The organism is Variovorax defluvii (genome assembly GCF_039541515.1).
Classification (GTDB): domain Bacteria; phylum Pseudomonadota; class Gammaproteobacteria; order Burkholderiales; family Burkholderiaceae_C; genus Variovorax; species Variovorax defluvii.
In genome coordinates, this window is record NZ_BAABGJ010000007.1 from 18,175 (window position 1) to 44,871 (window position 26,697).

Consider the following 26,697-nt stretch of genomic DNA (forward strand, 5'->3'; position numbering starts at 1 on the left):
AAATCGTTACCGCCTGCGGAAACACCGACTGGCGTGCCCGGCCCGACGGAGTGGCGTATAAGCCCAAGCCGTGATGCCCACTTCCCTACCCCCTTTCCACCTCCGACGCCGGGAGACACTGCTCGGCACCCTCGCCTTCGTGGCTCTGCCCGCCGTGCAGGCCATGCCAACCGCACAGGCGGCCCCGTCGGCGCCCGAGGCCCGGCCCTGGCCCCATCCGTCCCAGGTACCCGGCGGCGTCGCACGGCTTTCGCTGGGGCCGGCCGCGACGCGGCCGCAGGCCCGCACCACCGATGACCTGCCCCTGCTCGTGCTGGGCGATCCCATCGAGTGGACCGCGCTGGTCGGCATCCCCCTCGCGGCCGAGCCGGGCGAGGCCCGCGTCCGCGTGCTGCGCCAAGGCGGCGAAACCCGCGAGCTGCCCTACACCATCACGCCCAAGCGCTATCAGGAACAGCACCTGAAGGTGAAGCCCGGCCACGTCGATCTCTCCGCCGAGGATCTGGCGCGCTACGAACGCGAACGCGCTCATCAGCAGCAGGTGACCGCCACCTTCAGCGAGCCCTTCCCCCGCGGCGAACTGCGCATGCAAGTGCCGGTGCCGGGCCGGCGTTCCAGTTCTTTCGGGCTGCGTCGCGTGTTCAACGGCGAGAAGCGCAATCCCCACAGCGGCATGGACATTGCGGCTGCGACCGGCACACCGGTGAAGGCGCCGCTCGCAGCCCGCGTGATCGACACCGGCGACTACTTCTTCAACGGCGGCACCGTCTGGCTCGACCATGGCGGCGGATTGCTGAGCATGTACTGCCACCTGAGCCGCATCGACGTGAAAGCGGGCGATGTGGTCGAGCCCGGCGAGCGCTTCTGCGCCGTCGGCGCCACCGGCCGCGTGACCGGGCCGCACCTGCACTGGTCGGTGATGCTGAACCGGGCGATGGTCGACCCCGCGCTCTTCATTCCGGGCTAGCCAGGGCACACCTCACCAGGGCCACCGTCACTTCTCCGCGAACAAGTCCAGGATCACGCCGCGCAGCCACCGGTTCGCCGGGTCCGCCTCGAAGCGCTTGCTCCAATGCAGCGCCACGGCGAAGTCGCGCAGCGGGAAGGCCGGCTCGACGATCGTGTAGCCGCCCTCCTCGGCAAAGCCGCGCGCGATGTTGCGCGGCATCACCACCGCCAGGTCGGTGGCGCGCACGATCGCCGGCAGCACCATGAAGTGCTCGGTGGTCAGGCGCACCCGGTCCTCCAGGTTGAGCAGTTGCAGGATGCGCAGCGTCTCGGCATGGGTGCGCACCGCCACGTACTCCAGGCGCTGCAGCGAGGCCAGCAAGGCCTGCCCGCTGCGGCGCGCGCGCGTGAAGGGATGGCCCTTGCGCAACAGCACGATGTAGCGGTCCTTCAGCAACTGCAGGCGCTGGGTGTCGCGCACCTTGGGCAGGAAGCCGAAGGCGAAGTCGACGCGACCGCTGTCGAGCGCAGGCACGATCTCATCCGGTGACAGCGGCAGCGTCTCCAGCCGCACGCCCGGCGCCAGCTCGCCCAGGCGCGCCATCAGCATTGGCAGGAATCGGCCTTCGCCGATGTCGCTCATGTGGATGCGGAAGGTCTTGCGCGAATCCGAGGGCTCGAAGCGGTCCGGCTCGCTCAGCGCCTCCTCCAGTTGCCCCAGGGCCGACTGCACCGCCGTCGCCAGCCGCTCGGCCCGCGGCGTGGGTGCCACCCCGCCCGGCGTGCGGGTGAACAGCGCGTCCTTCAGCAGCAGCCGCAGCCGCCCCAGGCCATGGCTGGCGGCCGGCTGCGTGAGCCCCAGCGCCTCGGCCGCGCGGCTGACGCTGCGGGCGCGGTAGACGGCATCGAAGAGGCGCAGCAGATTCAGGTCCAGGGCATCGATATGCATGGCATTCATGTCGGATAGCCGGATTATTTTATTGATGACCCGGACTTCGCCTCGCACACTGCGAGGCGGCCGTGCGCCGGCCCCCGCGTGCGCACGGGCCATCCACAGAAAGCACAAGGAGACAAAGCAATGCGAAAGATCCGACTGCATGTTCTTTTGGCCACCGCCCTGCTCGGCGCAACCGCGGCGTCCGCGCAGCAGGCCCCCGCCGAGGAACCCGGCTGGGCCAAGGGCCGGCCCAAGACCGAGGCTGCCCAGCGCATGGCGCCGGTGCCGGCCTTCCCGATCCCGACCGCCGCCGACAAGCTGCCCACGGCGAAGTTCAAGCTGCCGCCGGGCTTCAAGGTGGAAACCTGGGCCTCCGGCGTGCTCGATGCACGCGCACTGCGCCAAGGGGCCAACGACGTGGTGTTCGTCAGCACCCTCTTCGTCGGCAACAAGGTCTATGCGATCGTGCCCAAGGGCAACACGCGGGAGACCAAGACCATCATCGACAAGATGGAAAAGGCGGCCGGCATCGAGTACTACAAAGGCTCGCTCTACCTGGCCACGCACAAGCAGATCATGCGGTACGACGGCATCGACTCGAAGCTCGACAACCCCGGCACGCCGACCGTCCTCTACGACAAGCTGCCAGGCGGCGAGGACCACAGCTGGAAGTTCCTGCGCGTGCACCAGGACAAGCTCTATTTCCCGATCGGCGCGCCCTGCAACATCTGCGACCCCGGCGAGTACGCCAAGATCTACCGCATGAACCTCGACGGCAGCGGCATGGAGACCGTGGCCAGCGGCGTGCGCAACACCGTGGGCTTCGACTTCGATCCGAAGACGGGCAGGCTCTGGTTCACCGACAACGGCCGCGATTGGCTCAGCGAGGAGATCCCCAACGACGAACTCAACGTCGTCACCGGGCCGAACCAGCACTTCGGCTACCCCTACTGCCACCAGGGCAACATTCCCGATCCGGAATTCGGCTGGGGGAAGAACTGCAGCGAGTTCGTCAAGCCCGCCGCCTTCCTCGGTCCGCACGCCGGCTCGCTGGGCCTGAAGTTCTACACCGGCAAGATGTTCCCGGCGAAGTACCAGGGCGCGATGTTCATCGCACGCCACGGCCCATGGAATCGGACCATCAAGTACGCCGACGTGTCGGTGGCCTGGCCCGACGGCAAGGGCGGCGCGAAGGTCGAGCCCTTCATGACCGGCTTCGTCGAGAACAACAGCTACCTCGGCCGGCCGGTGGACTTCCTGGTGATGAAGGACGGCTCGCTGCTGGTGAGCGACGACCACGCGGGTGCGATCTACCGCATCAGTTACGGCAAGTGATGCGGGGCAGCCGGACACTCGCGTTCACGGCGGCGGCGGCAGCGTTCCTCTGGGTCTGCGCGCCGGCCGGCGCGCAGCAGGGCAGCAAGAGCACCCAGGGCAGCAAGGCGGCGGAAGCGCCCGCGGCAGCCCCGGGGAGCGCCTACGCCCAGCGCTTCGCGCAGCTGTGCGCGGCCTGCCATGGCGCCAACGGACGCAGCGAAATGCCCAACACCCCCGCGCTTTCGGGGCAGCATTCCTTCTATGCCATCACGCAGCTGTTCCTCTTCCGCGAGGGCCGGCGCGCGAACGAGGCGATGAGCGCAGTCGCCAAGGGCATGAAGGACGACGACATGCGCGGCTTCTCGGACTTCATCGCCACACTGCCGCCGGTGCCCCCGCCGCCACCGGCCACGCCGCCGGACTCGGCGCGCATGGCCCGCGGCAAAGCCCTCGCACAGGAGCACAAGTGCGTGTTTTGCCACGGCGCCGACTTCAGCGGCGGCCAGCAGGTGCCGCGCATCGGCGGCCAGCGCGAGGACTACCTGAAGTTGACGCTGCACGAATTCAAGTCGGCCAAGCGCGTGGGCTACACCATGGCCATGGCCGAGGCGGTCGGCCGCATCCCCGGCGAGGACCTGGACACCCTCGCCTACTACCTCGCCCGCTTCCCCGTGGCATCGGGCACCACCCCCACGAAGTAATCAGAGAGCAAAGAGAGAAAGCGTTTTGGAAGTTTCATTCAGCAAGGAGATCGAGGCTCTGCGCCTCGGCGCGGGCGAGGTCTTTCACGGCGAGGGCATCCTCGCCATCACCAAGGGTCTGCTGCAGTCGGGCGTGGCCTACGTGGGCGGCTACCAGGGCGCGCCGGTCTCGCACCTGCTCGACGTGATGGTGCAGGCCAAGCCCTACATGGACGAACTGGGTGTGCACGTGGAGGCCTGCTCCAACGAGGCCTCGGCCGCGGCCATGCTCGGGGCTTCCATCCACTACCCCATGCGCGGCGCCGTGACCTGGAAATCCATCGTCGGCACCAACGTGGCGGCGGACGCGCTGTCCAACCTGGCCTCGCCGGGCGTGAAGGGAGGCGTGCTCATCGTGGTGGGCGAGGACTACGGCGAAGGCGCCAGCGTGATCCAGGAGCGCACACACGCCTATGCGCTGAAGTCGGGCATGTGCCTGCTGGACCCGCGCCCCGAGCTCGGCCGCATGGTGGACATGGTGGAGCATGGCTTCCGGTTGTCCGAGACTTCCAGCATGCCCTGCATCATGGAGCTGCGCATCCGCACCTGCCACGTGCGCGGCAGCTTCGAGTGCCGCGACAACCTGGCGCCGCCGGTCTCCACCCGCGCGCTGATGGAGGAGCCGGCCGGCTTCGACTACATGCGGCTCGCGCATCCGCCGGTGACCTTCCGCCACGAGAAACTCAAGGGCGAAGAGCGCCTGCCCGCCGCACGGCGCTACATCGCCGAACAGGGCCTCAACGAGCTGATGCCGGGCACGCACCAGGATCTGGGCATCGTGGTGCAGGGCGGTCTCTACAACGCGCTCGTGCGCAGCCTTCAGCAGCTGGGCCTGGCCGATGCCTTCGGCGCCACCGACATCCCGATGCTGGTGCTCAACGTCACCTACCCGCTGGTGCCCGAGCAGGTGGCCGACTTCTGCGTCGGCAAGCGCGCGGTGCTGGTGGTGGAGGAAGGCCAGCCCGAGTACATCGAGCAGGAGATCGCGACGCTGCTGCGGCGGCGCGACATCCAGACCCCGCTGCATGGCTGCGACATGCTGCCGCCGGCGGGCGAGCTGGGCGTCGAGGTGCTGGCCGGCGGGCTCGCGAAGTTCGCGGCGCGCTACCTGCCGCAGCACGCTCAGGAATCAGCGCAGGGCTGGCTCGCCGGCAACCGGGATCGCCGCGCCGCCGTCGCCGCGAAGCTCGACGCACCGTTGCCCGCGCGCCCCCCGAGCTTCTGCATCGGCTGCCCCGAGCGCCCGGTGTTCGCGGCTCTCAAGCTGGCGCAGCAGGACAGCGGCCCGGTGCACATCGCCGCCGACATCGGCTGCCATGCCTTCGGCACCTTCGAGCCCTTCTCGATGGGCCACTCCATCCTGGGCTACGGCATGAGCCTGGCGAGCCGGGCCGGCGTGTCGCCGATGATGCAGCGGCGCGCGCTCTCGATCATGGGCGACGGCGGCTTCTGGCACAACGGCCTGCTCACCGGCGTGCAAAGCGCCCTCTTCAACGGCGACGACGCGGTGCTGCTGATCTTCAAGAACGGCTACACATCGGCCACCGGCACGCAGGACATCATCTCCACGCCCGACGACGAGGTGAAGGCCCGCGCCCCCGACAAGCAGCAGAGCCTGGTCGACAAGAACGGCACCGTCGAATCGACGCTCAAGGGCCTGGGCGTGCAGTGGCTGCGCACCGTCCACACTTACCACGTCGACACCATGCGCGCCACGCTCAACGAAGCCTTCACGACCGAGTTCAATGGCCTGAAGGTGATCATCGCCGAGGGCGAATGCCAGCTCGAGCGCCAGCGCCGCACCAAGCCCTGGATCGCCGGCCTGCTGCAGAAGGGCGAGCGCGTGGTGCGCGTGAAGTACGGCGTGGACGAGGACGTGTGCAACGGCGACCATGCCTGCATCCGCCTGTCCGGTTGCCCCACGCTCACGCTCAAGGACAACCCGGACCCGCTCAAGATCGACCCGGTCGCGGTGGTGATCGACGGCTGCGTGGGCTGCGGCCTGTGCGGCGCCAATGCCCACGCAGCGACGCTGTGCCCGAGCTTCTACCGGGCCGAGGTGGTGCAGAACCCCAAGTGGCACGAACGCTTGCTGCATTCGCTGCGCGGCGCCGTCGTGCGAGCCCTGCAACCCGCTTGACCCTTTTTTTCTCGATGAATCACACCCAACCCATCACCCTGCTCGTCTGCGCCCTGGGCGGCGAAGGCGGCGGCGTGCTGACCGAATGGCTGGTCGACGTCGCGCGACACGCCGGCTACGCCGCGCAGAGCACCTCCATCCCCGGTGTCGCGCAGCGAACCGGCGCCACCACCTACTATCTCGAGGTCTTTCCCGTCCCGCTGGCCGAGCTCGGCGGGCGCCGCCCCGTGTTCAGCCTGAGCCCGGTGCCGGGCGCGCTGGACGCCATCGTCTCCTCCGAACTGCTGGAAACGGTGCGCCAGATCGGCAACGCCATGGGCACGCCGCAGCGCACGCTGGTCATCAGCTCCTCGGCACGGACGCTGACCACCGCGGAACGCATGCAGCTGGGCGACGGCCGCGCCGACAGCGGCCGACTGATGGAGATCGTCAAGTCCTTCAGCCGCGAGCACCACGTGTTCGACATGGGCGCGCTGGCGCACGAGGCTGGCACCGTGGTCAGCGCCGTGATGCTGGGCGCGATCGCCGGCAGCGGGCTTTTGCCCTTCGCGCACGAGGCCTACGAGCACGTGGTGGGCGGCGGCAAGGCGCCCGAGCAACGGGGCCGCACGGCGGCGGCCAGCCTGCGCGGCTTTGCCCAGGCCTTCGAAGCGGTACGCGCGCCGCGCGAGCAGGCGGCGATGGTGAGCCGGCTGCTGGCCACGACGGCGCACGATGCCCCGGCCGGCCCGGCCCTGCCGGCGGCGGTCGCGCAGCAGTTCCCGGCGCCAGTGCAAGGCGTGCTGGGCCTGGGCCATGCACGCGTGCGCGACTACCAGGACGACAGCTATGCGCGCCTGTACGTCGAACGCCTGCTTCAGGTGCTGGCAGCCGAGCGCGCCGCCGATCCGGCAGGCACGGGCGGCTTCGCCGCGACCGCCGAGACGGCGCGCTGGCTCGCGCTGTGGATGGCCTTCGACGACATCGTGCGCGTGGCCGAGCTCAAGAGCCGGCACAGCCGCGCGCAGCGCGTGCGCCGCGAGGTGCGTGCGGGCGAGCAGGACATCGTCAAGGTCTATGACCACTTCAAGCCCGGCGCCCCCGAGTTCGCGGCCTTGCTGCCCGTCTCGCTGGCCAGGCGCATCACGGCCTGGGACCGCCGCCGCGCCACGCCCTGGGCGCTGCCTTTGAAGGTGGGAAGCCATTCGGTCTTCGGCATGGGGTCGCTACGCCTGCTGGCCTCCTTGCGCTGGCTGCGGCGCCGGGGCAGCCGCTTCGCCGAGGAGCAGGCGCTCATCGAGCGCTGGCTGGGAGCGATCGTCGCCGGCACGCGCGAGCACTGGCGCCTGGGGCACGAGATCGCGCTGTGCGGCCGGCTGATCAAGGGCTATGGCAGCACCAACGAGCGCGGCAAGAAGAACCTGCTGCACGTCGTCGACCACCTGGCCGCGCTGCCCGGTGCCACGCCCTTGGCGCGTGCCGAGGCGATTGCCTCCGCCCGCGAAGCCGCGCTGGCCGACGATGCCGGCCAGGCCTTCGATGCCGCGCTGCTGCGGCACGGCGCGCCGGCCCGGCCGGTGCAGGCCCAACCCATCCGCTGGATGAAGCGCCGGCCCGCGGCCACCCCATGAGCAACGACGAAGGAGACACACGGTGACGACAACATTCAAGCGCCGCCACGCGCTGTTCACCCTCGCAGGCGCACTCGCACTGGGCGCCGTCGCCGCGCTGCCCGCCGCGCATGCGCAGCAGCAGGCCGCGTGGCCCACCAAGCCCATCAAGGTGGTGGTGAACTTTCCGCCCGGCGGCGCGGCCGACACCATCGCCCGCGCCATCTCGCAGCCGCTGCAGGATGCACTGGGCCAGCCGGTGCTGATCGAGAATCGCGGCGGCGCCAACGGCAACATCGGCGGCGAGAACGTGGCCCGCGCCGCGCCCGACGGCTACACCCTGCTGATGAGCTCGGGCGGCATGGTGTCGGTGAACCCGCACCTCTATCCGAAGATGAGCTTCGACCCGGTCAAGGACCTGGTGCCGGTCGCCGCCGCGGCGCGCGTGCTGGTGTACCTGGTGACCAGGCCTTCGCTGCCACCGCAGGACGTCAAGGCGTTCATCGCCTACGCGAAGGAGCGGCCGGGCAAGCTCTCCTACGGCTCGCCGGGCACCGGCAGCTCGCCGCACCTGGCCGGCGAGATGTTCAAGAGCCAGGCCGGCCTTTATGCAGTGCACGTGCCCTACCGCGGCGCCGCGCCGGCGCTGCAGGACCTGCTGGCCGGGCAGATCGACTTCTGCTTCGACCCGGGCATCGGCCTCAACCAGGTGAAGGCGGGCAAGCTGCGGCTGCTGGCCGTGGGCAGCCCCAGGCGCTCGCCGCAGTTCCCGGACGTGCCCACACTGGACGAAGTCGGGCTCAAGGGCTTCGACGCCGACACCGTGTTCGGCTTCTACGCGCCGGCCGGCACGCCCGCGCCGATCGTGGCGCGCCTCAACACGGAGATCAACAAGATCCTGGCGACGCCGGTGGTGAAGGAGCGCATCGCCAACCTGGGCGGCGAGGCGCTGCCCGGCACACCCGGTGCCTTCCACGATCGCGCGATGGCAGACTCGGCGCGCTTCGGCGCCATCATCCAGGAACGCAAGATCCTCGCTGAATAAGCTCTCCCCCCAGGCTGCCCCACTTCGTGGCCGGTTCCGCGGTGTTCCCCACGAAGAGCCCTCACTGTCAGGCTTGCATGAGTGAACGAGTCATCTACACGGTCAAGGTCGAGTTCGGCGACTGCGACCCTGCCGGCATCGTCTGGTTTCCCAACTTCTTCCGCTGGATCGATGCGGCCTCGCGCCATTTTTTCGCCGAGCGCGGCGTGCCGCGCTGGGAGGAGACCGCCCAGACGCTGGGCGTGATCGGCACGCCGCTGGTCGACACCCACACCCGCTTCGTCAAGAGCGCGAGCTACGGCGACACGCTGCAGATCGCGGTGGCGATTCCCGAATGGCGCGACAAGAGCTTTCTGCAGACCTACCGCATGAAGCGTGGCGAGGACCTCATCCTCGAGTGCGAGGAGGTGCGGATCTTCGCCGCCAAACGCGAAGGCGGCGGCATCCGCGCGGTGCCGATACCGCCGGAGATCCGCCGCCTGTGCGAATAGCGCGGGCTCAGCCGAACAGCTTGGCCGCGGTCTTCGCGATCAGCTCGCCCTGGTGGCGCGCGCCGGCCAGGTCGATCGCGGTGGGCTGGCGCGAGCCGTCGCCGGCTGCGACGGTGGTGGCGCCGTAGGGCGCGCCACCGACGATCTCGTCCACGCTCATCTGGCCCTGGTGGCTGTACGGCAGGCCGACGATGGTCATGCCGAAGTGCAGCAGGTTGGTGATGATCGAGAACAGCGTGGTCTCCTGCCCGCCGTGCTGCGTGGCGGAGGAGCTGAACGCACCGCCGACCTTGCCGTTGAGCGCGCCGCGCATCCACAGGCCGCCGGCCTGGTCGAGGAAGGCCGCCATCTGCGAGGACATGCGGCCGAAGCGGGTGCCGGTGCCCACCACGATCGCGTCGTAGTTGGCCAGTTCCTCGATGGTCGCGACCGGCGCGGCCTGGTCGAGCTTGAAGTGCGAAGCTTTGGCGACCTCCAGCGGCACCGTTTCCGGCACACGCTTGATGTCGACCTGCGCGCCGGCGCTGCGCGCGCCTTCGGCAACGGCTTGCGCCATCGTCTCGATGTGGCCGTAGGAGGAATAGTAGAGAACGAGAACCTTGGGCATGGGAAAGTCTTCCGGGTTGATGCAACAGATGGTCCGAGGGTAGGCGCTGGACTCCCATCGTGGAAGCCTATATCTTTCGATGGAACCCATCCAAAGGAACGATAGATGCTCGACGCCGTCTCCATGGACCAGCTGCGCACTTTCATCGCCGCGGCGGAGGAAGGCAGCTTTTCGGCGGCAGGCCGTCGGCTGCGGCGCGCGCAGTCGGTGGTCAGCCAGACCCTGGCCAACCTCGAGGCGCAGATCCAGGTGCAGCTCTTCGACCGCAGCGGCCGCTACCCGCGCCTGACCGAGCCCGGCCGGGTGCTGCTGGCCGAGGCGCGCACCGTGGCCGGTGGCATGGACAGCTTCAAGGCCAAGGCCCGCACCATCGCGGAGGGGCTGGAGCCCGAACTCTCGGTCGTGGTGGACGTGATGTACCCGATGGCCTCGCTCACCGTCGGCGTCGGCCTCTTCCGCGCGGCCTTTCCGCACACGCCCTTGCGGCTCTACGTGGAGGCGCTGGGGGCGGTGGTGCAGCTGGTGCAGAACGACAGCTGCCGCATCGGCATCATCGGCACCCTGCCCCTGGTGCCCGAAAGCTTCATGTCCGAAAAGCTGCTCGACGTGCCGATGGTCACGGTCGCCGCGCCCGTCCACCAGCTCGCGGCCGGCCGCCGCGTCGTTCCGCAGCGCGAGCTCGAGCAGCATGTGCAGCTGGTGTTGACCGACCGCAGCACGCTCAGCGAGGGCCGCAACTTCGGCGTGCTGTCGCCTCTCACCTGGCGCCTGGCGGACCTGGGCGCCAAGCATGCCTTCCTGCGCGCCGGCTTCGGGTGGGGCCACATGCCCCTGGCGATGGTGCGGGAGGACCTGGCCTCGGGCCAGTTGGTGCAGCTGGAGGTCGAGTCCTTCCAGCCGCACATGCCGCCGATCTCGATGTTCGCCGTGTACCGACGCGAGGCGCCGCCCGGGCCGGCGGGGCGGTGGTTCCTGGATCAGCTCAAGGGGGAGTGAAGTAGCGCTCGATCGAGGCGATGGCCTCCTGGCGGCTTTCCTTCTTCAGTTCGATCGTCATCGCGGCTCCTGGGATGCGGTGCGCGAGCGTGGCACCGCCCACAGGCCAAGCCGCTCACTCGATCGACACCTTGGCGTCCTTGATCAGCCTGGCGTACTTCGCGGTGTCCTCCTTGATCTGGGCCGCCATCCGCTCCGGCGTGTCGCCCACCGGCTCGGCGCCGATCTCCTCCATGCGCTTCCTGAACTCCGGCGATTGGATGATCTTCACGATCTCTGCGTTGAGCCTGGCGATCACCTCCGGGGGCGTCGCCGCCGGCGCGAGGATGCCGAACCAGGTCCCCTGGTTGAAGTCCTTGAAGCCGGCTTCCGCCAAGGTCGGCACGTCGGGCAATGTAGTCGAGCGCTTCGCGGTGGTAACGGCCAGCGCACGCAGCTTGCCGGCCTTGATGTGCTGCAGCAGCGGCGTCAGGGTATCGAAGGACATGTCGACCTGCCCGCCGAGCAGATCGGTCGTCAGCGGCGCGCTGCCCTTGTACGGCACGTGAAGCAACTCGGCGCCGGCGATGCCGGAGAACTGCGTACCGATCAGGTGCTGCACAGTGCCGTTGCCGTTCGAGCCATACGACAGCTTGTCGTGGGAGGACTTCGCCAGCGCGACCAGGCTCTTCACGTCGGTGGCCGGCGACTTCGCATTCACCACCAGCACGTTCGGCACGAGTGCCACCGTGCTGATGGGCGCGAAGCTCTTCTCGAAGTCGTAGGGCAGCTTGCGGTAGACGCTGGTGGCAATGGTGTGGTGCACCGCGCCCATCAGCAGCGTGTAGCCGTCCGGCTTCGCCTTGGCGACGTAGTCGGCACCGACGGTCGCGCCCGCGCCGGGCTTGCTCTCGACGATCACCGGCTGGCCAAGGCTCTGCGACAGCGGCGTGGTGATGGCACGCGCCAGCGCGTCCGAGCTGCCGCCCGGTGGAAAGGGCACGACCAGCGTGATCGGCTTGGCGGGCCAGGCCTGCGCCGCGGCCAGCGAGGCGGCGAAGCCGAATGCGATGGCCGCGAGGGCGCGGGGAAAGTCAGATGTCTTCATGGTTTGTCTCCGTGTTCGTGCGCATGAATGAATGCAGGCAGGTGCGCGTGGCCCCGATCGCGCCCGCGCCACGGTGGCGCAAGGGGTCGGTGCGAACACCAGCTCCGCGCCGGGATCAGGCCGCCTTGCGCTGGACGCCGCCGCTCACCAGCGCGCACACGGCACGAGTGACATCAGCGGTCGTCGCCGTGCCACCCAGGTCGCGGGTGTGCAGCGATGTGTCGGCCGTGACCTTCTCGATCGCCTGCATCACGCGCCCGGCCGCCTCGTTCTCGCCCAGGTGCTCCAGCAGCATCACGACCGACCAGAAAGTGCCCACGGGATTGGCCAGGCCCTGGCCCATGATGTCGAAGGCCGAGCCGTGGATCGGTTCGAACATCGACGGATAGCGGCGCTCCGGATCGATGTTGCCGGTGGGCGCAATGCCCAGGCTGCCGGCCAGCGCCGCGGCCAGATCGCTCAGGATGTCGGCATGCAGGTTGGTGGCGACGATGGTGTCGAGCGAGGCCGGGCGGTTGATCATGCGGGCCGTCGATGCGTCGACGAGTTCCTTGTCCCAGGTGACGTCGGGGAACTCCCTGGAGATCTGCACTGCGATCTCGTCCCACATCACCATCGCGTGGCGCTGGGCGTTGCTCTTGGTGATGACGGTCAGCAGCTTGCGGGGCCGCGACTGCGCCAGCCTGAAGGCGAAGCGCATGATGCGCTCGACACCGGCGCGGGTCATCATGCTCACATCGGTGGCCGCTTCGATCGGGTGGCCCTGGTGCACGCGGCCGCCGACCCCCGAGTACTCGCCCTCCGAGTTCTCGCGCACGATGACCCAGTTCAGGTCGTCCGGGCCGCAGCGCTTGAGGGGCGCGTCGATGCCAGGCAGGATGCGCGTGGGCCGCACGTTGGCGTACTGGTCGAAGCCCTGGCAGATCTTCAGGCGCAGGCCCCAGAGCGTGACGTGGTCGGGGATGTGCGGGTCGCCCGCCGAGCCGAACAGGATCGCGTCGTGCTCGCGCAGCGCATCGAGGCCGTCGTCCGGCATCATCACGCCGTGCTCGCGGAAGTAGTCGCCGCCCCAGTCGAAGTTCTGGAACTCGAATCGCAAGCCGCTGCCGGCGCCGACGGCTTCCAGCACCTGCTGGCCGGCGGGAACAACCTCCTTGCCGATGCCGTCGCCGGGAATGGTTGCGATCTTGTACGTCTTCATGGGTGGGTCTCGATGGATGTGAAGGGTGGTCGAAGGGGCTGCCGTGTGGGTGACTGTAGGAAGTCGACGCTTCTGCTGCACGGCGCTAAAGTGAAGCCATCGTTAACCTGAATTCAACAGTGACCCCGCCCATGGCCACTCCCATGGCACCGGCCATCGCGCCGGCCGACCTCGGCTTCTTCTCCACCCTCGCCAGCGCCGGCAGCCTGAGCGCCGCCGCGCGGGAGCTCGGCATCACCACGCCAGCGGTGAGCAAGCACCTCGCGCTGATGGAGTCGCGCATCGGCGTGCCGCTGGTCAACCGGACGACGCGCCGCATGAGCCTCACGCCCGAGGGCGAGCTGTATCTGGAACGCGCGCGCCTCATCCTCGGCGAGATCGAAGGCATGGCGCAGATGCTGGGCGCGTCCAAGGCCACACCGCAGGGCCTGCTGCGAGTGAACGCCACGCTGGGCTTCGGCCGAAGCCACGTGGCGCCGCTGATCTCGCGCTTCGCGCGCAAGTACCCGCAGGTGGAGGTGCAGTTGCAGCTCTCGGTCAACCCGCCCGCGCCGACCGAGGATCTGTTCGACGTCTGCGTGCGCTTCGGCGCCCCGCCGGACAGCCGGCTGATCGCCCGGCACATCGCGCCGAACCGGCGCCTGCTGTGCGCGGCGCCGGCCTACCTGGCGCGGCGCGGCACGCCGAAGGTGCCGAGCGACCTGGCCCGGCACAACTGCATCGGCATTCGCCAGGGGGAAGAGGCCTACGGGGTCTGGCGCCTCGCCAGCGGCCGCGGCCGCAGCGCGCGCACCGAGGCGGTCAAGACCCGGGGCAGCCTGTCCACCAACGACGGCGAGATCGCGGTGAACTGGGCCCTGGACGGGCACGGCATCCTGATGCGTGCCGAGTGGGACATCGAGCGCTACCTGCGCACCGGCCGCCTGGTGCAGGTGCTGCCGCAGTACTTCACGCCGGATGCGGACATCTACGCGGTGTACCCGCAGCAGCACCAGATGGCGGCCCGGGTGCGGGCCTTCGTGGACTTCCTGGTGCTGTCCTTCACGCAGCAGGCGGCGGCGAAGGGATAGCCGCGCAGCGCATCGTCAAGGCGAATAAGGCGGCGCCTCGATCGAGGTGGGATCGGACTGCAACTGCCTGACGAGGTCGCGCAGCTCTCCGATGCGGTCGGCACTGGGCTCGGGATAGGTCATGCGCCACTCCGCCACCAGGCGCGCGACCGAGGGGCGATCCAATGCCTCGAGGCGCTGAAGCAGTTCGACCTGCTCCGCCGTGCGACGTGCCTGCAGTTCCTCACTGCGGTACTTTTCGAGGGCGACCAAGGCGCATGCCGCCACGACGAAGGCGAAGACGAAGGTAAATCTCAGCACACGACGGTTCCCTGGGACAGGTTCTTTTGGCTCTTTGGCTAGGATTGGGCCCGATTGTGCACGGCCCGAGCGGCCGAGCCGCCGGCGTATGTCTCGGAAGCCGGCAGGACCCGGCCCCGGAAAATGGAGATCACGTTTCGCGGCGCCCGGGCGCTGGCTCAGCCTGTCGCCACCCGGCAGGCCGCGCGGACGATGCGCTCGCTGGGATTGGGCCGCGCATCCAGGAACAGCATGGGCCGCGGGTTGCCGGTGTAATCGGTTCGCTGGTGCGGCTCGCCCTGCCACAGCGGCGCCCTGTAGAAGTCGGCTTGCAGATAGTGGGCCTTGCGGACGCGGCAATTGAAGCGCACGCGAGACTCATAGGAACGGTAGGGCACGCCTTCCCAGTTGGTACGGTCCTGGGCGCGGCTCACGCGCACCGACATGGTCTTCAGCGGCCCGGTGGCGTCGATGGCCACGGGGTCGACCTGCACGGTGTCGACGGATGGATCGGTCGGGCTGCCGGTCACCGTGAACCAGGCCGCCTGGGCGTTCGCGGTCACGCAGGCCAGGGCCAGGCACACCAATCGCCATCTCACGCCGAATGTCCTTTCTGCCAAAGACCGCAATTCCAGTGACCTGCGCGGGGTGCGCAGGAGGCTTGTACAGAGCGCGGCCGAGACACCTTCTCGGCCCGCTTCTCAGTCTTTCTTCTTGTAGTTCGCGATGCCGTCCATGATCTCCTTCTTGGCGGCATCGATGCCTTCCCAGCCGAGCACCTTCACCCACTTGCCCTGCTCCAGGTCCTTGTAGTGCTCGAAGAAGTGCGTGACGGCCTTCAGGCGCATGGGGTTCACGTCCTCCACCTTCTTCCAGTGGCTGTAGATGGGCAGCACCTTGTCGGTGGGCACGGCCAGCACCTTGCCGTCGACACCGGCTTCGTCCTCCATCATCAGGATGCCCAGCGGCCGGCAGGGCACCACCACGCCAGGCACCAGCGCGTAGGGCGTGATGACCAGCACGTCGACCGGGTCGCCGTCGCCCGACAGCGTCTGCGGCACGTAACCGTAGTTCGTCGGATAGTGCATCGCCGTCGTCATGAAGCGATCGACGAAGATCGCGCCGGACTCCTTGTCGACCTCGTACTTGATGGGATCGGCATTCATCGGGATCTCGATGACGACGTTGAAGGCATCGGGAGCGTTCTTACCGGGGGAAACGAGGCCGAGTGACATAGGACGGTCTTCTGTAGTGGATAAGTGTTAGCGGGATGGGGACAAACCCGAAGTTTACTTTCCGTGTCACGGCCCGGTCGCACAGATCGTGAGATTTGCCTGTAAATTGCCCCCGTTGGCCAATCGGTCCCCCCGAGGAAGCAACGCGGCGAAGGCATCGACCCGTACGCGTTGCGCACGAGCCTGCCTTCGTCTCCACAAGTCAATGATCGAATGGAGAAGCAAGGCATGATGGGCAACACCCCTCTGGTCCTCGCCATCGTCTGCGGCCTGCTGGCCGTGGTGTATGGCTTCTGGGCGCGCAGTTGGATTCTTTCGAAAGACGCGGGCAACGCCCGAATGCAGGAGATCGCGGCGGCCATCCAGACCGGCGCGGCCGCCTACCTGGCCAAGCAGTACCGCACCATTGCCATCGTGGGCCTCGTGCTGGCCATCCTCATCGGCATCTTCCTGGATGTCACCACCGCCATCGGCTTCGTGGTCGGCGCCGTCCTCTCGGGCGCGTGCGGCTTCATCGGCATGAATGTTTCCGTGCGCGCCAATGTGCGCACCGCGCAGGCGGCCACGCAGGGCATCGGGCCGGCATTGGACGTCGCGTTTCGCGGCGGCGCCATCACCGGCATGCTGGTGGTGGGACTGGGGCTGCTGGGGGTCACCGTCTTCTACTGGGTCCTGGTCGGCAACGGGCAACTCATGCCCAACGTCAAGTTGTCCACCCTGCTGAACCCGCTGATCGGCTTCGCCTTCGGCTCTTCGCTCATTTCGATCTTCGCCCGACTCGGCGGCGGCATCTTCACCAAGGGCGCCGACGTCGGTGCCGACCTGGTTGGCAAGGTGGAAGCCGGCATCCCGGAAGACGACCCGCGCAACCCGGCGGTGATCGCCGACAACGTGGGCGACAACGTCGGCGATTGCGCAGGCATGGCGGCCGACCTTTTCGAGACCTATGCCGTCACACTCATCGCGACGATGGTGCTGGGCGCGCTGATGGTCGCCGCGGCGCCCGTCAACGCGGTGCTGTACCCGCTGGCGCTGGGCGGCGTGTCGATCATCGCCTCCATCATCGGCTGCTTCTTCGTGCGGGCCTCGCCGGGCATGGTCAACGTGATGCCGGCACTCTACAAGGGGCTGGCGGTGGCAGGCATCCTGTCGCTGATCGCCTTCTGGTTCGTCACGCAGTGGATCATTCCCGACAACGCGATCGCGGCCTCGGGCAGCCAGCTGAAGCTCTTCGGCGCCTGCTTCGTCGGGCTGGCGCTGACGGCCGCGCTGGTGTGGATCACGGAGTTCTACACGGGCACGCAGTACTCGCCGGTGCGACACATCGCGCAGGCCTCGACCACCGGGCACGGCACCAACATCATCGCAGGGCTGGGCGTGTCGATGCGCTCCACCGCCTGGCCGGTGATCTTCGTGTGCATCGCGATCCTGGCTTCCTACATGCTGGCCGGCCTCTACGGCATCGCGGTCGCGGCGATGGCGATGCTGAGCATGGCCGGCATCGTGGTGGCCCTGGACGCCTATGGGCCCATCACCGACAACGCCGGCGGCATCGCCGAAATGTCGGAACTGCCCGCCGCGGTGCGCGACATCACCGACCCCCTGGACGCGGTGGGCAACACCACCAAGGCCGTGACCAAGGGCTACGCCATCGGCTCGGCCGGCCTGGCCTCGCTGGTGCTGTTCGCCGACTACACCCACAAGCTCGAGACCTACGGCCAGGCGATCAGCTTCAACCTGAGCGAGCCGATGGTGATCGTGGGGCTCTTCATCGGCGGCCTCATCCCGTACCTCTTCGGCGCGATGGCGATGGAGGCGGTGGGCCGCGCGGCCGGCTCGGTGGTGGAGGAAGTGCGCCGCCAGTTCCGCGAGATCCCCGGCATTATGGAAGGCACCGGCAAGCCCGAATACGGCCGTGCCGTCAGCATGCTGACCGGCGCCGCGATCAAGGAGATGATGATTCCCAGCCTGCTGCCGGTGGTGGTGCCGATCCTGGTCGGCCTGCTGCTGGGCCCGAAGGCGCTGGGCGGGCTGCTGATGGGCACCATCGTCACCGGCCTGTTCGTCGCGATCTCCATGTGCACCGGCGGCGGCGCGTGGGACAACGCCAAGAAATACATCGAAGACGGCCACCACGGCGGCAAGGGCTCCGAGGCGCACAAGGCCGCGGTCACCGGCGACACGGTGGGCGACCCCTACAAGGACACGGCCGGCCCGGCGGTGAACCCGCTGATCAAGATCATCAACATCGTGGCGCTGCTCATCGTGCCGCTGGTGGTGAAGTTCCATGCCGGCGACGCGGGCGCGGCCACTGCGCCGCCCGCGACGCCGGCGCCCGCGGTCGCGCCGGCGGCCGCACCCGCAGTTGCACCCGCGGCCTCGCCGGCCGCGGCTGCCGGCGAAGCAGGTGCCTCGATCAAGACCGAGAACGGCGTCGTCAAGTTCTACTTCGCGAGCGCCAGCGCGGAAGTCCCGCCCGGCGCGAGCGCGGCGCTGGCCGACATCGCCAAGGCGGCGCAGGGCGGCGGCCGGGTGCTGGTCAGCGGCTTCCACGATGCCACCGGCGATCCGGAGAAAAACGCCGATCTCGCCAGGCAGCGGGCCATGACAGTGAGCGCCGCGCTCAGGATGGCGGGCGTGCCGGAAGACAAGGTGGAACTGGCCAAGCCCGCGCAAACCCAGGCCGACGGGCCGCCGGCCGAGGCGCGGCGGGTCGAGGTCAGGCTTCAGTAGAAAGGGACGAGGGGCGCCGGCGGGGGCCCGCCGGCGTCTCAGTTGAGGCGGGCGCGGTGCTCCGGGAGCACGCCCTGCTCGGTGCGAAGCGGAACGCCCTGCAGCGTGTCGAAGTCGGAAGGGGCGTCCGGCACGCGCGCCTCCACCTTCTCATGCAGCGAGGCCACCCAGCGTCCGGCCGAAGAATCGGCGGGCTCGTCGTTGGTGAAGACGCCGTCGCGGATGAAAAAGGTCTCGCCCGCGGGGCGTTCGGCGTGCAATTCAAGGAGCCGTGCGATGGGGAAGGTATAGGTGACCAGCTTTTCCTTGGTGCTGCGGTCCTTGCCACCGCAATTGAAGAAGCCCTCGGCGGCAATGACCATGCAGGAGCCGTCGACTTGTGCCGCCTCTTCACCACCCAGGCGCCACACCGCGGAGGGCAGGCGCACGCGCACCTTGTCGATCACCAGGTCACGCTGACGATTCAAGGCATTGAGGGGCGGCACCAGCGAACGCAGTTGCCGCAGGCGTTCGGCGAAGTTGTCGTCCATGGTGAATTCAACATGGTGCGTGGCGCCGCCCGAGCGCTTGACGACCTGCATGACCACGCGGCGCGGTAGCCGGCTCATGAAACACCACCCCTTCGGCCGCGAAGGACGTGCCCCAGCCAATATCGGTGAATGGTTTTAAGTGAACGCATTTAACGACCACAAGTGAAAACTTTGGTATTGATGTAATGAATTACATCAGTTGTTTCCAACTGTAGATCGATTCGCGCTCTTTTGGTAGTTGATTTGCCCAGGCAAATCAAATTGGCCGGTTGGGTCGCCAAATCGTCACGAAGCAGCTTCTTTTTCCAGCGCTTCCAGGGCCTTGCACGACGGCGCGCAGACAGTCTGCGACTTGCCCAGAAACTGGCGCGTCCGCATCTGGGAGCGCACGCGGTGCTTGCCGCAGAGGAAGCAGGACATGGTCGCCCCGCTGAAGGAGGCCGAGGCCCGGAACGGCGAGCCCGAGGCCTTGGCCTTGTAGCGCAGGCCATCGGCGACGATGGCGGTCTTGACTTCAGCCTTGGCCATGGGCGGTGTCCGGTTCGGCACGGCGCCTGGCACGCTCGATGGCGGATTTGGCTGCCAGCTCGGCGGCGAGCGCGGCGTCCAGGCCCGAGCGGCACAGGCCGGCATGCTGGTAGTTGAGGTTTTCATAGACCTCGGCGGCCGCCGGATAGGCATCCAGCAGCTTGCCCAGGCCGTCGCCCGGGGCGACGTCGCGGAACTCGTCGACGAGGTGCATCACGACCGATCGATACTGCTCGGCCCCCACTGGCACGGCACTGTGCTCGAGCCGCTCCAGGAGCTGGGCGAGCACGTGCGTCACCGCCAGGTCGGTCTTGGGCGCCGGGGATTGGGTAGCGTTCATGACGTCCATCTGGGGAAGGGAGGCCAGATTACAAGAGTTCGGCCGCGGCTGCAGCCGCAGCCTCCCGCGCGGCGCGGAATTTCGCCAGCAGCGCATGCCGCACCTCGGGTGACGACAGCCCTTGGAACACCGGTGGGGGCCTGCGTGGCGGGCCCGAACTGCATGCCGTACCGCGCTGCCGTGTGGCGCGACGGTGCCGCCGAACTTGCGGTAGTCGTCGAAGAGGATCATGAAGTCGTTCTGCTCCTCGCCTGCGCGCATGCCGGTCAGCGCGGCCAGGGGCGCCGCACAACGGCCAGTCCAGGCCATGCACGCCTGGCTACAGCAGCATCTCCGGCACGATCGGCGCGATCAGCCTGTTGTAGAAACGCTGGAAGAAGGTCGCCTCCGGCTCGGAGGTCAGCACCATTTCCTTCTCGCCGTCGTTGGTCAGCCATTCGAGCCGGCCGCTGTCCTTGGCCAGGCGCACGCGATAGGAGTTCTGCACCCGGCTCACGTTGATCACGCGCAGCAACTCGCGCGCCAATTGCGGGCTGTCGACCAGCAGGCCCATCTCGGTGTTCTGGGTGGCCGAGCGCGGGTCCAGGTTGGCCGAACCGAGCAGGATGCGCGAGCGGTCGATGACCGCGGTCTTCGCATGCAGGCGGCCCAGCGAACTGCCGAAGGAGCCGAAGCGCTTGTTCGCCATGGTGCGCTCCGGGCTCAGCTCGTAGAGGTCGGCGCCGGATTTCAGCAGACGTTCCCGATAGCGCATGTAGCCCGTGTGGACCAGCGGCTCGTCGTTGGCGGCCAGCGAATTGGTCAGCAGCACCAGCTTGACCTTTCGCCGACCCAGCGCCTCGAAGGCGGCCATGCCCTGTTCGCCCGGCACCAGGTAGGGCGAGGTCATCTGCACCTCCTGCCTGGCCTCGAGCAGGCGCTCCCAGATCCGCATCGTGACGCTGGTCGACAGGGCCTGGGCCGCCGTCATCGTCGTGGGCTTGCTCGGCGGGTCGGCGACCGCGCTGGCCGTGCCCCACAGCAGGCCCATGCGCCCTGCGTCCAGTTCCTCGCTGATCGGGCCATAGCCCAGGATGTCGACCGGCGGCAACACGATCCGGGGCGGCGGCGCAGCCATGCCGATCCAGGCGTCGAACTCGGCGGTGCCGGGCGTCCTGCCGCCCTCCCCGCGCACGATGTCCTCGATGGGCCAGACCTGCTCGCTGTTCCAGTAGGCGTCGAAGATGGACGCCAGCTGCGGCACCACGCGGCCCACCACCACCGCGTCCATGTCGATGAAGTTCTGCGCCTCGCTCAGCACGAAATACTCGTCGGCGATGTTGCGGCCGCCCACCACGGCCATCACGCCATCGGCGATGAACAGCTTGTTGTGCATGCGATGGTTGAGGCGGTAGATCTCGTGCGGGGACGCGACGAAGCGCTGGAGAAACCCGTCGCGGCCGCAGCAGAAGGGATTGAACAGGCGCACCTCGACGTTGGGCGTCTGCGACAGCGCGAGCAGCAGGTACTGGCTTTTCGCCGTGTAGAGGTCATCGACGATGACGCGCACCTTGACGCCCCGCGCCGCGGCTTCGCGAAGCGAGCGCATCAACAGGCGGCCGACGGCATCGTTCTCGAGCTGGTAGTACTGCACCACCAGCGAGCGCTCCGCGCGCTGGGCCAGCTGGATGCGCGCGTCGAGCGAGTAGACGCCCAGCGGCATCAGGCGGAAGCCGGAGTGCTCGCCCGGCGGCGTGGAAGCCGCCACCACCTTGGCCAGCGTGGTCGACGGATCAACCGGTGCCGCGTTCTGGACCGGCCGCTCCCTGGCCGGCGGCAGCGAGCCGCAGGCCCCGAGCCCGGCGGCCAGCAGGCACAGCAGCGCCGTGCGCAGCAGACGTCCCCATGCGTTCATGATCTTTCCTGTCCTTGCTGTTGTTCCGTGTACGCGGCCCGGCGCTCGCCGGTTTCGATTCTGCCGGCCTGCCGTGGCGGCTCTAGAATTTCGCGATGCCTCTTCCCGGAGTTACATCATGACCTGCCGGATTCTCGCCCGTCTCGCCAGTCTTTCCCTGGCAACCCTGGCCTCCCTGGCCCTTTCTCCGGCCATGGCGGCCCTGGACATCGGCGACGCGGTGCCCAAGTTCACCGCCACCGCGGCACTGGGTGGCAAGACCTTCCGCTATTCCCTGTCGGAAGCGCTGGCCAAGGGGCCCGTGGTGGTCTACTTCTTTCCGGCGGCCGGCACCACCGACTGCAACATCGAGGCCCATGCCTTCGCCGAGGCGATGGGCGAGTTCGAGGCCATCGGTGCCTCGGTGATCGGCGTCTCGGCCGACGACATCGACACGCTGAAGGACTTCTCGGTCAAGCAGTGCCAGAGCAAGTTTCCTGTCGCGTCCGACCAGGCCAAGGCCGTCATCGAGGGCTTCGACGCGGTGATGCAGACCCGGCCCGACTTCGCCAACCGCCTGTCCTACGTGATCGCGCCGAACGGCACCGTGGCCTACTACTACCAGAACCTCAACCCGGACAAGCACGTGGAGCGCATGCTCAATGCGCTGAAGGCGCTGCCGAAGGGGGCCGCGAACCGCTGAGGGACCGCGCGCGCGCCGGCCCGGCGCTTCGCGCACAATTTCGGCCATGCAGCTCCACTACATCGCCAACGAAAGCGTCCCCTCCTCCTCCGGCCGCACCCTCCCCGTCCTCGACCCCTCCGACGGCCAGCCCTTCGACGAACTCCAGCGCGGCACGGCCGCCGACATCGATGCCGCGGTGCGCGCCGCACGCCACTGCTTCGAGACGGCGTGGCAGAAGCAGAGCGCCGCCGAACGCGGCCGGCTTCTCTACAGGCTCTCGCAGAAGATCGCCGAGCACGCCGACGAACTCGCCCTGCTGGAACAGCGCGACTGCGGCAAACCGGTCAAGCAGGCCCGCGCCGACGCGCTGGCCCTGGTGCGCTACTTCGAGTTCTATGCCGGCGCCTGCGACAAGTTGCACGGCGAGACCCTCCCCTACCAGGACGGCTACAGCGTCTTCACCTGGCGCGAGCCGCACGGCGTCACCGGGCACATCATTCCCTGGAACTACCCGATGCAGATCTTCGGCCGCAGCGTTGGCGGCGCGCTGGCCGCCGGCAACGCCTGCGTGGTCAAGCCCTCGGAAGACGCCTGCCTGTCGCTGATCCGCGTGGCCCAGTTGGCCGCCGAGGCGGGCTTCCCGCCCGGCGCGATCAACATCGTGACGGGCTACGGCCACGAGGTGGGCGACGCGCTGGCGCGGCACCCGGGCATCGACCACATCAGCTTCACCGGCAGCCCCAAGGTGGGCACGCTCATCCAGCAGGTGGCGGCCGAGCGGCACTGCCCGGTCACGCTGGAGCTGGGTGGCAAGAGCCCGCAGATCATCTTCGCCGATGCCGACCTGGGCGCGGCCATCCCGGTGCTGATCAACGCGATCGTCCAGAACGCGGGCCAGACCTGTTCGGCCGGCTCGCGCGTGCTGGTCGAGCGCGAGATTTACGAACTGCTGCTGGAGCGCCTGGGCCAGGCCTTCGAGGCGCTGCGCGTCGGCCCGGCCGCGATGGACCTGGACGTGGGCCCGCTGATCCGCCAAAGCCAGCAGCAGCGCGTGTGGGACTTCCTGTCCGATGCCCAGCACGCCGGCATCCCGATGGTGGCGCAGGGCGTGGTGGTGGACGAGGCACCGCAGACCGGCTTCTACCAGGCGCCCACGCTGCTGCGCGACGTCCCGGTCGCGCACCGCCTGGCGCAGGAGGAAGTCTTCGGCCCGGTGCTCGCCGCCATGTCCTTCCGCGACGAGGACGAGGCGGTGGAACTGGCCAATGCCACGCAGTTCGGCCTCGTCGCCGGCATCTGGACGAAGGACGGCGCCCGCCAGTTCCGCATGGCCAGGCGGGTCCGGAGCGGCCAGGTCTTCGTCAACAACTACGGTGCGGGCGGCGGCGTCGAACTGCCCTTCGGCGGCGTGAAGTCCTCGGGCTATGGCCGCGAGAAGGGCTTCGAGGCGCTCTACGGCTTCACCACGCTCAAGACCGTGGCCGTGCGCCACGGCTGAACGCCTTCGGTCGTCACCCCAGGGCGGTGTCCAGCAGCATCATCAGCACGAAGCCCCCCATCAGCCCGCCCGTCGCAAAGGCCTCGTGGCCCTTGCGATGGGATTCGGGAATGATCTCGTGGCTGATCACGAAAAGCATCGCGCCGGCCGCGAACCCCAGGCCCCAGGGCAGCAGCGCGGCCGACTGGCCGACGATCGCCGCGCCCAGCACCGCCCCCACCGGCTCGACCAGGCCCGAGGCCATGCCCAGGGCCACCGCGAAGGACCTGCGGTAGCCCGCGGCCAACAGGGCCGCCGCGACGACCAGACCTTCGGGCACATCCTGGATCGCGATGCCGGTGGCCAGGGCGCTGCCGCGCAGCGCGTCCCCGCCGCCGTAGCCGACGCCGATGGCCAAACCCTCGGGCAGGTTGTGCAGCGCGATCGCGAAGATGAACAGCCAGGTGCGGCGCAGCACCCGCGCGTCCTGCCCCTCCACACCCTTGGCGAAATGCTCGTGCGGCAGCACGCGGTCGAGCATCAGCAGCGCCAGCCCGCCCAGCAGGATCGAGGCACCGACGATCCCACCCGCACCCCAGGCATCCGCCCCGCCCGCCCGGGCCGCGGCGATGGCGGGGATGATCAGCGAGAAGGCGCTGGCCGCCAGCATCACGCCGGCGCCGAAGCCGAACAGCGTGTCCTGCGTGCGGTCCGACAGGCGCTGCGAGAACACGATCGGCAAGGTGCCCAGCGCCGTCGCCAGTGCCGCCACCGAGCCGCCCAGCAGGGCCTGCCACACCAGGGGACGCCCGGCCGCGAAGTGCCAGAACTGCGCCGCCGCGACCAGAACACCGGCCAGCACGATCGCAAAGCCGATCCACTGCCGCAGAGACGGCCCGGGCCGCCGGGCGATACGGGGAAGGGTGGCGCTGTTGTTCATGCCCAAATGATAACGATTCTCATCTTCAGCGTGCTTCAGGAATTTCAATCCTTCCGATAGGGCAGCGCCCCGCGGGTGCCTACACTGGCGCACCCGATGGGTTAAATTGGCCGTCCCCATGAGCAGCAAGCACGTCGTTCCCCTCTCGCAGATCGGCCGCGCCCGCCGCGCGGCACCGCTGCCGGCGCAGGCCGTGCCCGCCACCGGCGTGCTGCTGGACCAGCTCGCGCGCCCGCTCACCGACCTGCGCATCAGCGTCACCGACCGCTGCAACTTCCGCTGCAGCTACTGCATGCCCAAGGAAGTTTTCGACAAGGACTACCAATACCTGCCGCACAGCGCCCTGCTGAGCTTCGAGGAAATCACCCGCCTGGCCCGCATCTTCGCCTCGCACGGCGTGCACAAGATCCGTCTCACCGGCGGCGAGCCGCTGCTGCGCAAGAACCTCGAAGGGCTGATCGAGCAGCTGGCCGCGGTCCGCACGCCCGAGGGCCGGCCGCTGGACCTCACGCTGACCACCAACGGCTCCCTCCTCGCCCGCAAGGCCGCCGCGCTCAAGGCCGCCGGCCTGCAGCGCGTGACGGTGAGCCTCGACGGCCTGGACGACGCGGTGTTCCGCCGCATGAACGACGTCGACTTCCCCGTCGCGGCCGTGCTGGCGGGCATCGATGCCGCGCATGCCGCCGGCCTCGGCCCCATCAAGGTCAACATGGTGGTCAAGCGCGGCAGCAACGAGGACGAAATCCTGCCCATGGCCCGCCGCTTCCGCGGCACCGGCGTGGTCCTGCGCTTCATCGAGTACATGGACGTAGGCGCCACCAACGGCTGGCGCATGGACGAGGTGCTGCCCTCGGCGGAGGTGCTGCGCCGCATCGGCGAGGAGTTTCCGCTGGTGCCGCTCGAAGCCACCGCGCCGGGCGAGACCGCGCAGCGCTGGGCGTACCGCGACGGCGGCGGCGAGATCGGCGTGATCAGCAGCGTCACCCAGGCCTTCTGCCACGACTGCACCCGGGCGCGCCTGTCCACCGAGGGCAAGCTCTACCTGTGCCTGTTCGCCAGCAGCGGGCACGACCTGCGGCCGCTCTTGCGCGGCGGCGCCGACGATGCACAGATCGCCTCCGCCATCGGCCACATCTGGCAGGGCCGCGCCGACCGCTATTCCGAGCTGCGCGCCCTGCGCGGCCCCGACACCGAGGCGGCCGGCGGCGCGCGTCGCGTCGAGATGAGCTACATCGGCGGATGAACAGCGCCACCCCCACCGCCATCGCCGTGGAAGAGATCACCGGCCTCATCCTCGCCGGCGGCCGCGGCTCGCGCATGGGCGGCATCGACAAGGGCCTGCAGAACTTCAGCGGCACCCCGCTCGCGCTGCACGCCTTGTTGCGCCTGCAACCTCAGGTCGGCGAGCTAATGATCAATGCCAATCGCAACCTCGCCGCCTACGAATCCTTCGGCGTGCCGGTCTGGCCCGACGGTCTGGCCGACTATGCCGGGCCACTGGCCGGCTTCCTCGTCGGGCTGGAGCGCTGCGAGACGCCCTACCTGCTCACGGTGCCCTGCGACACACCCCTGTTCCCACCGGACCTGGCCGCGCGCCTGGGCGAAGCCCTGCTGGCACACGATGCCGAGATCGCCATGGTGAACGCCCCCGAGGCCGCGGCCGAGGCCGACGGCGCCGCCGCACTGCGCCCGCAGCCCGTGTTCTGCCTGCTGCGTGCCGGCCTGCTCGAAAGCCTGGTGCGCTTCACGCAGGACGGCGGCCGCAAGATCGACCGCTGGACCGCCCAGCACCGCACGGTGCTGGTGGCCTTCGACCGCCCGGGCGATGCGCCCGATGCCTTCTTCAATGCCAACACCCTGGCCGAGTTGCACGCGCTCGAAGGCCAGGGCCTGCGGCGCTGATCCCTCT

26 protein-coding genes are annotated in these 26,697 nt (G+C 68.7%); 14 read left to right on the forward strand and 12 right to left on the reverse strand.

All coding sequences use genetic code 11. The features are described 5' to 3' along the window. Window positions 1-73 precede the first annotated feature (73 nt). The gene (locus ABEA07_RS03635) at window positions 74-967 is read left to right on the forward strand and encodes a peptidoglycan DD-metalloendopeptidase family protein (RefSeq protein ID WP_345535944.1); all 894 of its coding nucleotides are present in this window, start codon (window positions 74-76) and stop codon (window positions 965-967) included. Between the two features lie 27 nt (window positions 968-994). Here the strand turns inward: ABEA07_RS03635 and ABEA07_RS03640 are convergent, their stop codons facing one another. Beyond that, the gene (locus ABEA07_RS03640) at window positions 995-1,906 is read right to left on the reverse strand and encodes a LysR family transcriptional regulator (protein WP_345535946.1); all 912 of its coding nucleotides are present in this window, start codon (window positions 1,904-1,906) and stop codon (window positions 995-997) included. A gap of 120 nt (window positions 1,907-2,026) precedes the next feature. On the opposite strand from ABEA07_RS03640, the gene ABEA07_RS03645 reads away from it, so the two are divergent. From ABEA07_RS03645 to ABEA07_RS03670, 6 genes are all read left to right on the forward strand, one after another. Next, entirely contained in the window at window positions 2,027-3,220 is a 1,194-nt protein-coding gene (locus tag ABEA07_RS03645) for a PQQ-dependent sugar dehydrogenase (protein ID WP_345535947.1), read from the forward strand. Next, window positions 3,220-3,903 (forward strand): c-type cytochrome, encoded by a 684-nt coding sequence (locus ABEA07_RS03650; protein ID WP_345535948.1) that lies wholly within the window; start codon window positions 3,220-3,222, stop codon window positions 3,901-3,903. Before ABEA07_RS03645 ends, ABEA07_RS03650 begins: the two co-directional genes overlap by 1 nt. Window positions 3,904-3,928: 25 nt before the next feature. Continuing rightward, a complete protein-coding gene (locus ABEA07_RS03655) occupies window positions 3,929-6,082 on the forward strand; it encodes a thiamine pyrophosphate-dependent enzyme (RefSeq protein ID WP_345535950.1) in 2,154 nt (717 codons plus the stop codon). Window positions 6,083-6,096: 14 nt separating this feature from the next. Further along, window positions 6,097-7,692 (forward strand): indolepyruvate oxidoreductase subunit beta family protein, encoded by a 1,596-nt coding sequence (locus tag ABEA07_RS03660; protein ID WP_345535952.1) that lies wholly within the window; start codon window positions 6,097-6,099, stop codon window positions 7,690-7,692. Window positions 7,693-7,714: 22 nt separating this feature from the next. After that, window positions 7,715-8,716, forward strand: coding sequence for a Bug family tripartite tricarboxylate transporter substrate binding protein (locus tag ABEA07_RS03665; RefSeq protein WP_425584071.1), 1,002 nt, complete (start codon window positions 7,715-7,717; stop codon window positions 8,714-8,716). A 77-nt stretch (window positions 8,717-8,793) separates the two neighbouring features. Then, window positions 8,794-9,207, forward strand: coding sequence for an acyl-CoA thioesterase (locus ABEA07_RS03670; RefSeq protein WP_345535953.1), 414 nt, complete (start codon window positions 8,794-8,796; stop codon window positions 9,205-9,207). A gap of 7 nt (window positions 9,208-9,214) precedes the next feature. Here the strand turns inward: ABEA07_RS03670 and wrbA are convergent, their stop codons facing one another. Continuing rightward, window positions 9,215-9,814: an NAD(P)H:quinone oxidoreductase gene (gene wrbA / locus ABEA07_RS03675; protein ID WP_345535954.1), complete on the reverse strand. Its 600-nt coding sequence runs from the start codon at window positions 9,812-9,814 to the stop codon at window positions 9,215-9,217. A 105-nt stretch (window positions 9,815-9,919) separates the two neighbouring features. Here wrbA and ABEA07_RS03680 point away from each other — a divergent pair, with 105 nt between their 5' ends. Beyond that, on the forward strand, window positions 9,920-10,810 hold the full coding sequence (locus tag ABEA07_RS03680; protein WP_345535955.1) for a LysR family transcriptional regulator: 891 nt from the start codon (window positions 9,920-9,922) through the stop codon (window positions 10,808-10,810). 115 nt (window positions 10,811-10,925) lie between these two features. Here ABEA07_RS03680 and ABEA07_RS03685 read toward each other — a convergent pair whose 3' ends face one another. Together ABEA07_RS03685 and ABEA07_RS03690 are read right to left on the reverse strand one after the other, a co-directional pair. Beyond that, window positions 10,926-11,897, reverse strand: coding sequence for a Bug family tripartite tricarboxylate transporter substrate binding protein (locus ABEA07_RS03685; protein ID WP_345535956.1), 972 nt, complete (start codon window positions 11,895-11,897; stop codon window positions 10,926-10,928). Window positions 11,898-12,012: 115 nt separating this feature from the next. Next, complete coding sequence (locus ABEA07_RS03690) at window positions 12,013-13,098, reverse strand: tartrate dehydrogenase (RefSeq protein ID WP_345535957.1); 1,086 nt, start codon at window positions 13,096-13,098, stop codon at window positions 12,013-12,015. A 143-nt stretch (window positions 13,099-13,241) separates the two neighbouring features. Here ABEA07_RS03690 and ABEA07_RS03695 point away from each other — a divergent pair, with 143 nt between their 5' ends. Next, on the forward strand, window positions 13,242-14,168 hold the full coding sequence (locus ABEA07_RS03695) for a LysR family transcriptional regulator (RefSeq protein WP_345535997.1): 927 nt from the start codon (window positions 13,242-13,244) through the stop codon (window positions 14,166-14,168). 15 nt (window positions 14,169-14,183) lie between these two features. Here ABEA07_RS03695 and ABEA07_RS03700 read toward each other — a convergent pair whose 3' ends face one another. From ABEA07_RS03700 to ppa, 3 genes are all read right to left on the reverse strand, one after another. After that, complete coding sequence (locus ABEA07_RS03700) at window positions 14,184-14,468, reverse strand: hypothetical protein (protein WP_345535959.1); 285 nt, start codon at window positions 14,466-14,468, stop codon at window positions 14,184-14,186. 158 nt (window positions 14,469-14,626) lie between these two features. Next, on the reverse strand, window positions 14,627-15,046 hold the full coding sequence (locus ABEA07_RS03705; RefSeq protein ID WP_345535960.1) for a surface-adhesin E family protein: 420 nt from the start codon (window positions 15,044-15,046) through the stop codon (window positions 14,627-14,629). Window positions 15,047-15,148: 102 nt separating this feature from the next. Continuing rightward, the gene (gene ppa, locus ABEA07_RS03710) at window positions 15,149-15,682 is read right to left on the reverse strand and encodes an inorganic diphosphatase (RefSeq protein ID WP_345535961.1); all 534 of its coding nucleotides are present in this window, start codon (window positions 15,680-15,682) and stop codon (window positions 15,149-15,151) included. A gap of 228 nt (window positions 15,683-15,910) precedes the next feature. Here ppa and ABEA07_RS03715 point away from each other — a divergent pair, with 228 nt between their 5' ends. Continuing rightward, a complete protein-coding gene (locus tag ABEA07_RS03715; protein ID WP_345535963.1) occupies window positions 15,911-18,415 on the forward strand; it encodes a sodium-translocating pyrophosphatase in 2,505 nt (834 codons plus the stop codon). A gap of 38 nt (window positions 18,416-18,453) precedes the next feature. Here ABEA07_RS03715 and ABEA07_RS03720 read toward each other — a convergent pair whose 3' ends face one another. The 4 genes from ABEA07_RS03720 to ABEA07_RS03735 form a co-directional block, all read right to left on the reverse strand. After that, window positions 18,454-19,023 carry a hypothetical protein gene (locus ABEA07_RS03720; protein ID WP_345535964.1) on the reverse strand — a complete coding sequence of 190 codons (570 nt, stop codon included), beginning with the start codon at window positions 19,021-19,023 and terminating at the stop codon, window positions 18,454-18,456. A 207-nt stretch (window positions 19,024-19,230) separates the two neighbouring features. Then, on the reverse strand, window positions 19,231-19,473 hold the full coding sequence (locus tag ABEA07_RS03725; protein WP_345535965.1) for a hypothetical protein: 243 nt from the start codon (window positions 19,471-19,473) through the stop codon (window positions 19,231-19,233). Further along, window positions 19,460-19,813, reverse strand: a complete 354-nt coding sequence (locus tag ABEA07_RS03730; protein ID WP_345535966.1) for a hypothetical protein — start codon at window positions 19,811-19,813, stop codon at window positions 19,460-19,462. Before ABEA07_RS03730 ends, ABEA07_RS03725 begins: the two co-directional genes overlap by 14 nt. 319 nt (window positions 19,814-20,132) lie before the next feature. Beyond that, a complete protein-coding gene (locus tag ABEA07_RS03735) occupies window positions 20,133-21,707 on the reverse strand; it encodes a phospholipase D family protein (RefSeq protein WP_345535967.1) in 1,575 nt (524 codons plus the stop codon). 118 nt (window positions 21,708-21,825) lie between these two features. Here ABEA07_RS03735 and ABEA07_RS03740 point away from each other — a divergent pair, with 118 nt between their 5' ends. Both ABEA07_RS03740 and ABEA07_RS03745 read left to right on the forward strand, forming a co-directional pair. Beyond that, the gene (locus tag ABEA07_RS03740; RefSeq protein WP_345535969.1) at window positions 21,826-22,389 is read left to right on the forward strand and encodes a peroxiredoxin; all 564 of its coding nucleotides are present in this window, start codon (window positions 21,826-21,828) and stop codon (window positions 22,387-22,389) included. Window positions 22,390-22,435: 46 nt separating this feature from the next. Further along, window positions 22,436-23,869: an aldehyde dehydrogenase family protein gene (locus ABEA07_RS03745; RefSeq protein WP_345535970.1), complete on the forward strand. Its 1,434-nt coding sequence runs from the start codon at window positions 22,436-22,438 to the stop codon at window positions 23,867-23,869. Between the two features lie 13 nt (window positions 23,870-23,882). Here ABEA07_RS03745 and ABEA07_RS03750 read toward each other — a convergent pair whose 3' ends face one another. Then, window positions 23,883-24,788 carry a ZIP family metal transporter gene (locus tag ABEA07_RS03750; protein ID WP_345535971.1) on the reverse strand — a complete coding sequence of 302 codons (906 nt, stop codon included), beginning with the start codon at window positions 24,786-24,788 and terminating at the stop codon, window positions 23,883-23,885. 118 nt (window positions 24,789-24,906) lie between these two features. On the opposite strand from ABEA07_RS03750, the gene moaA reads away from it, so the two are divergent. Continuing rightward, window positions 24,907-26,031, forward strand: coding sequence for a GTP 3',8-cyclase MoaA (gene moaA, locus ABEA07_RS03755; RefSeq protein WP_345535973.1), 1,125 nt, complete (start codon window positions 24,907-24,909; stop codon window positions 26,029-26,031). Beyond that, a complete protein-coding gene (gene mobA / locus ABEA07_RS03760) occupies window positions 26,028-26,690 on the forward strand; it encodes a molybdenum cofactor guanylyltransferase MobA (protein ID WP_345535974.1) in 663 nt (220 codons plus the stop codon). The genes moaA and mobA overlap by 4 nt, the downstream gene beginning before the upstream one ends. Window positions 26,691-26,697: the final 7 nt, after the last annotated feature.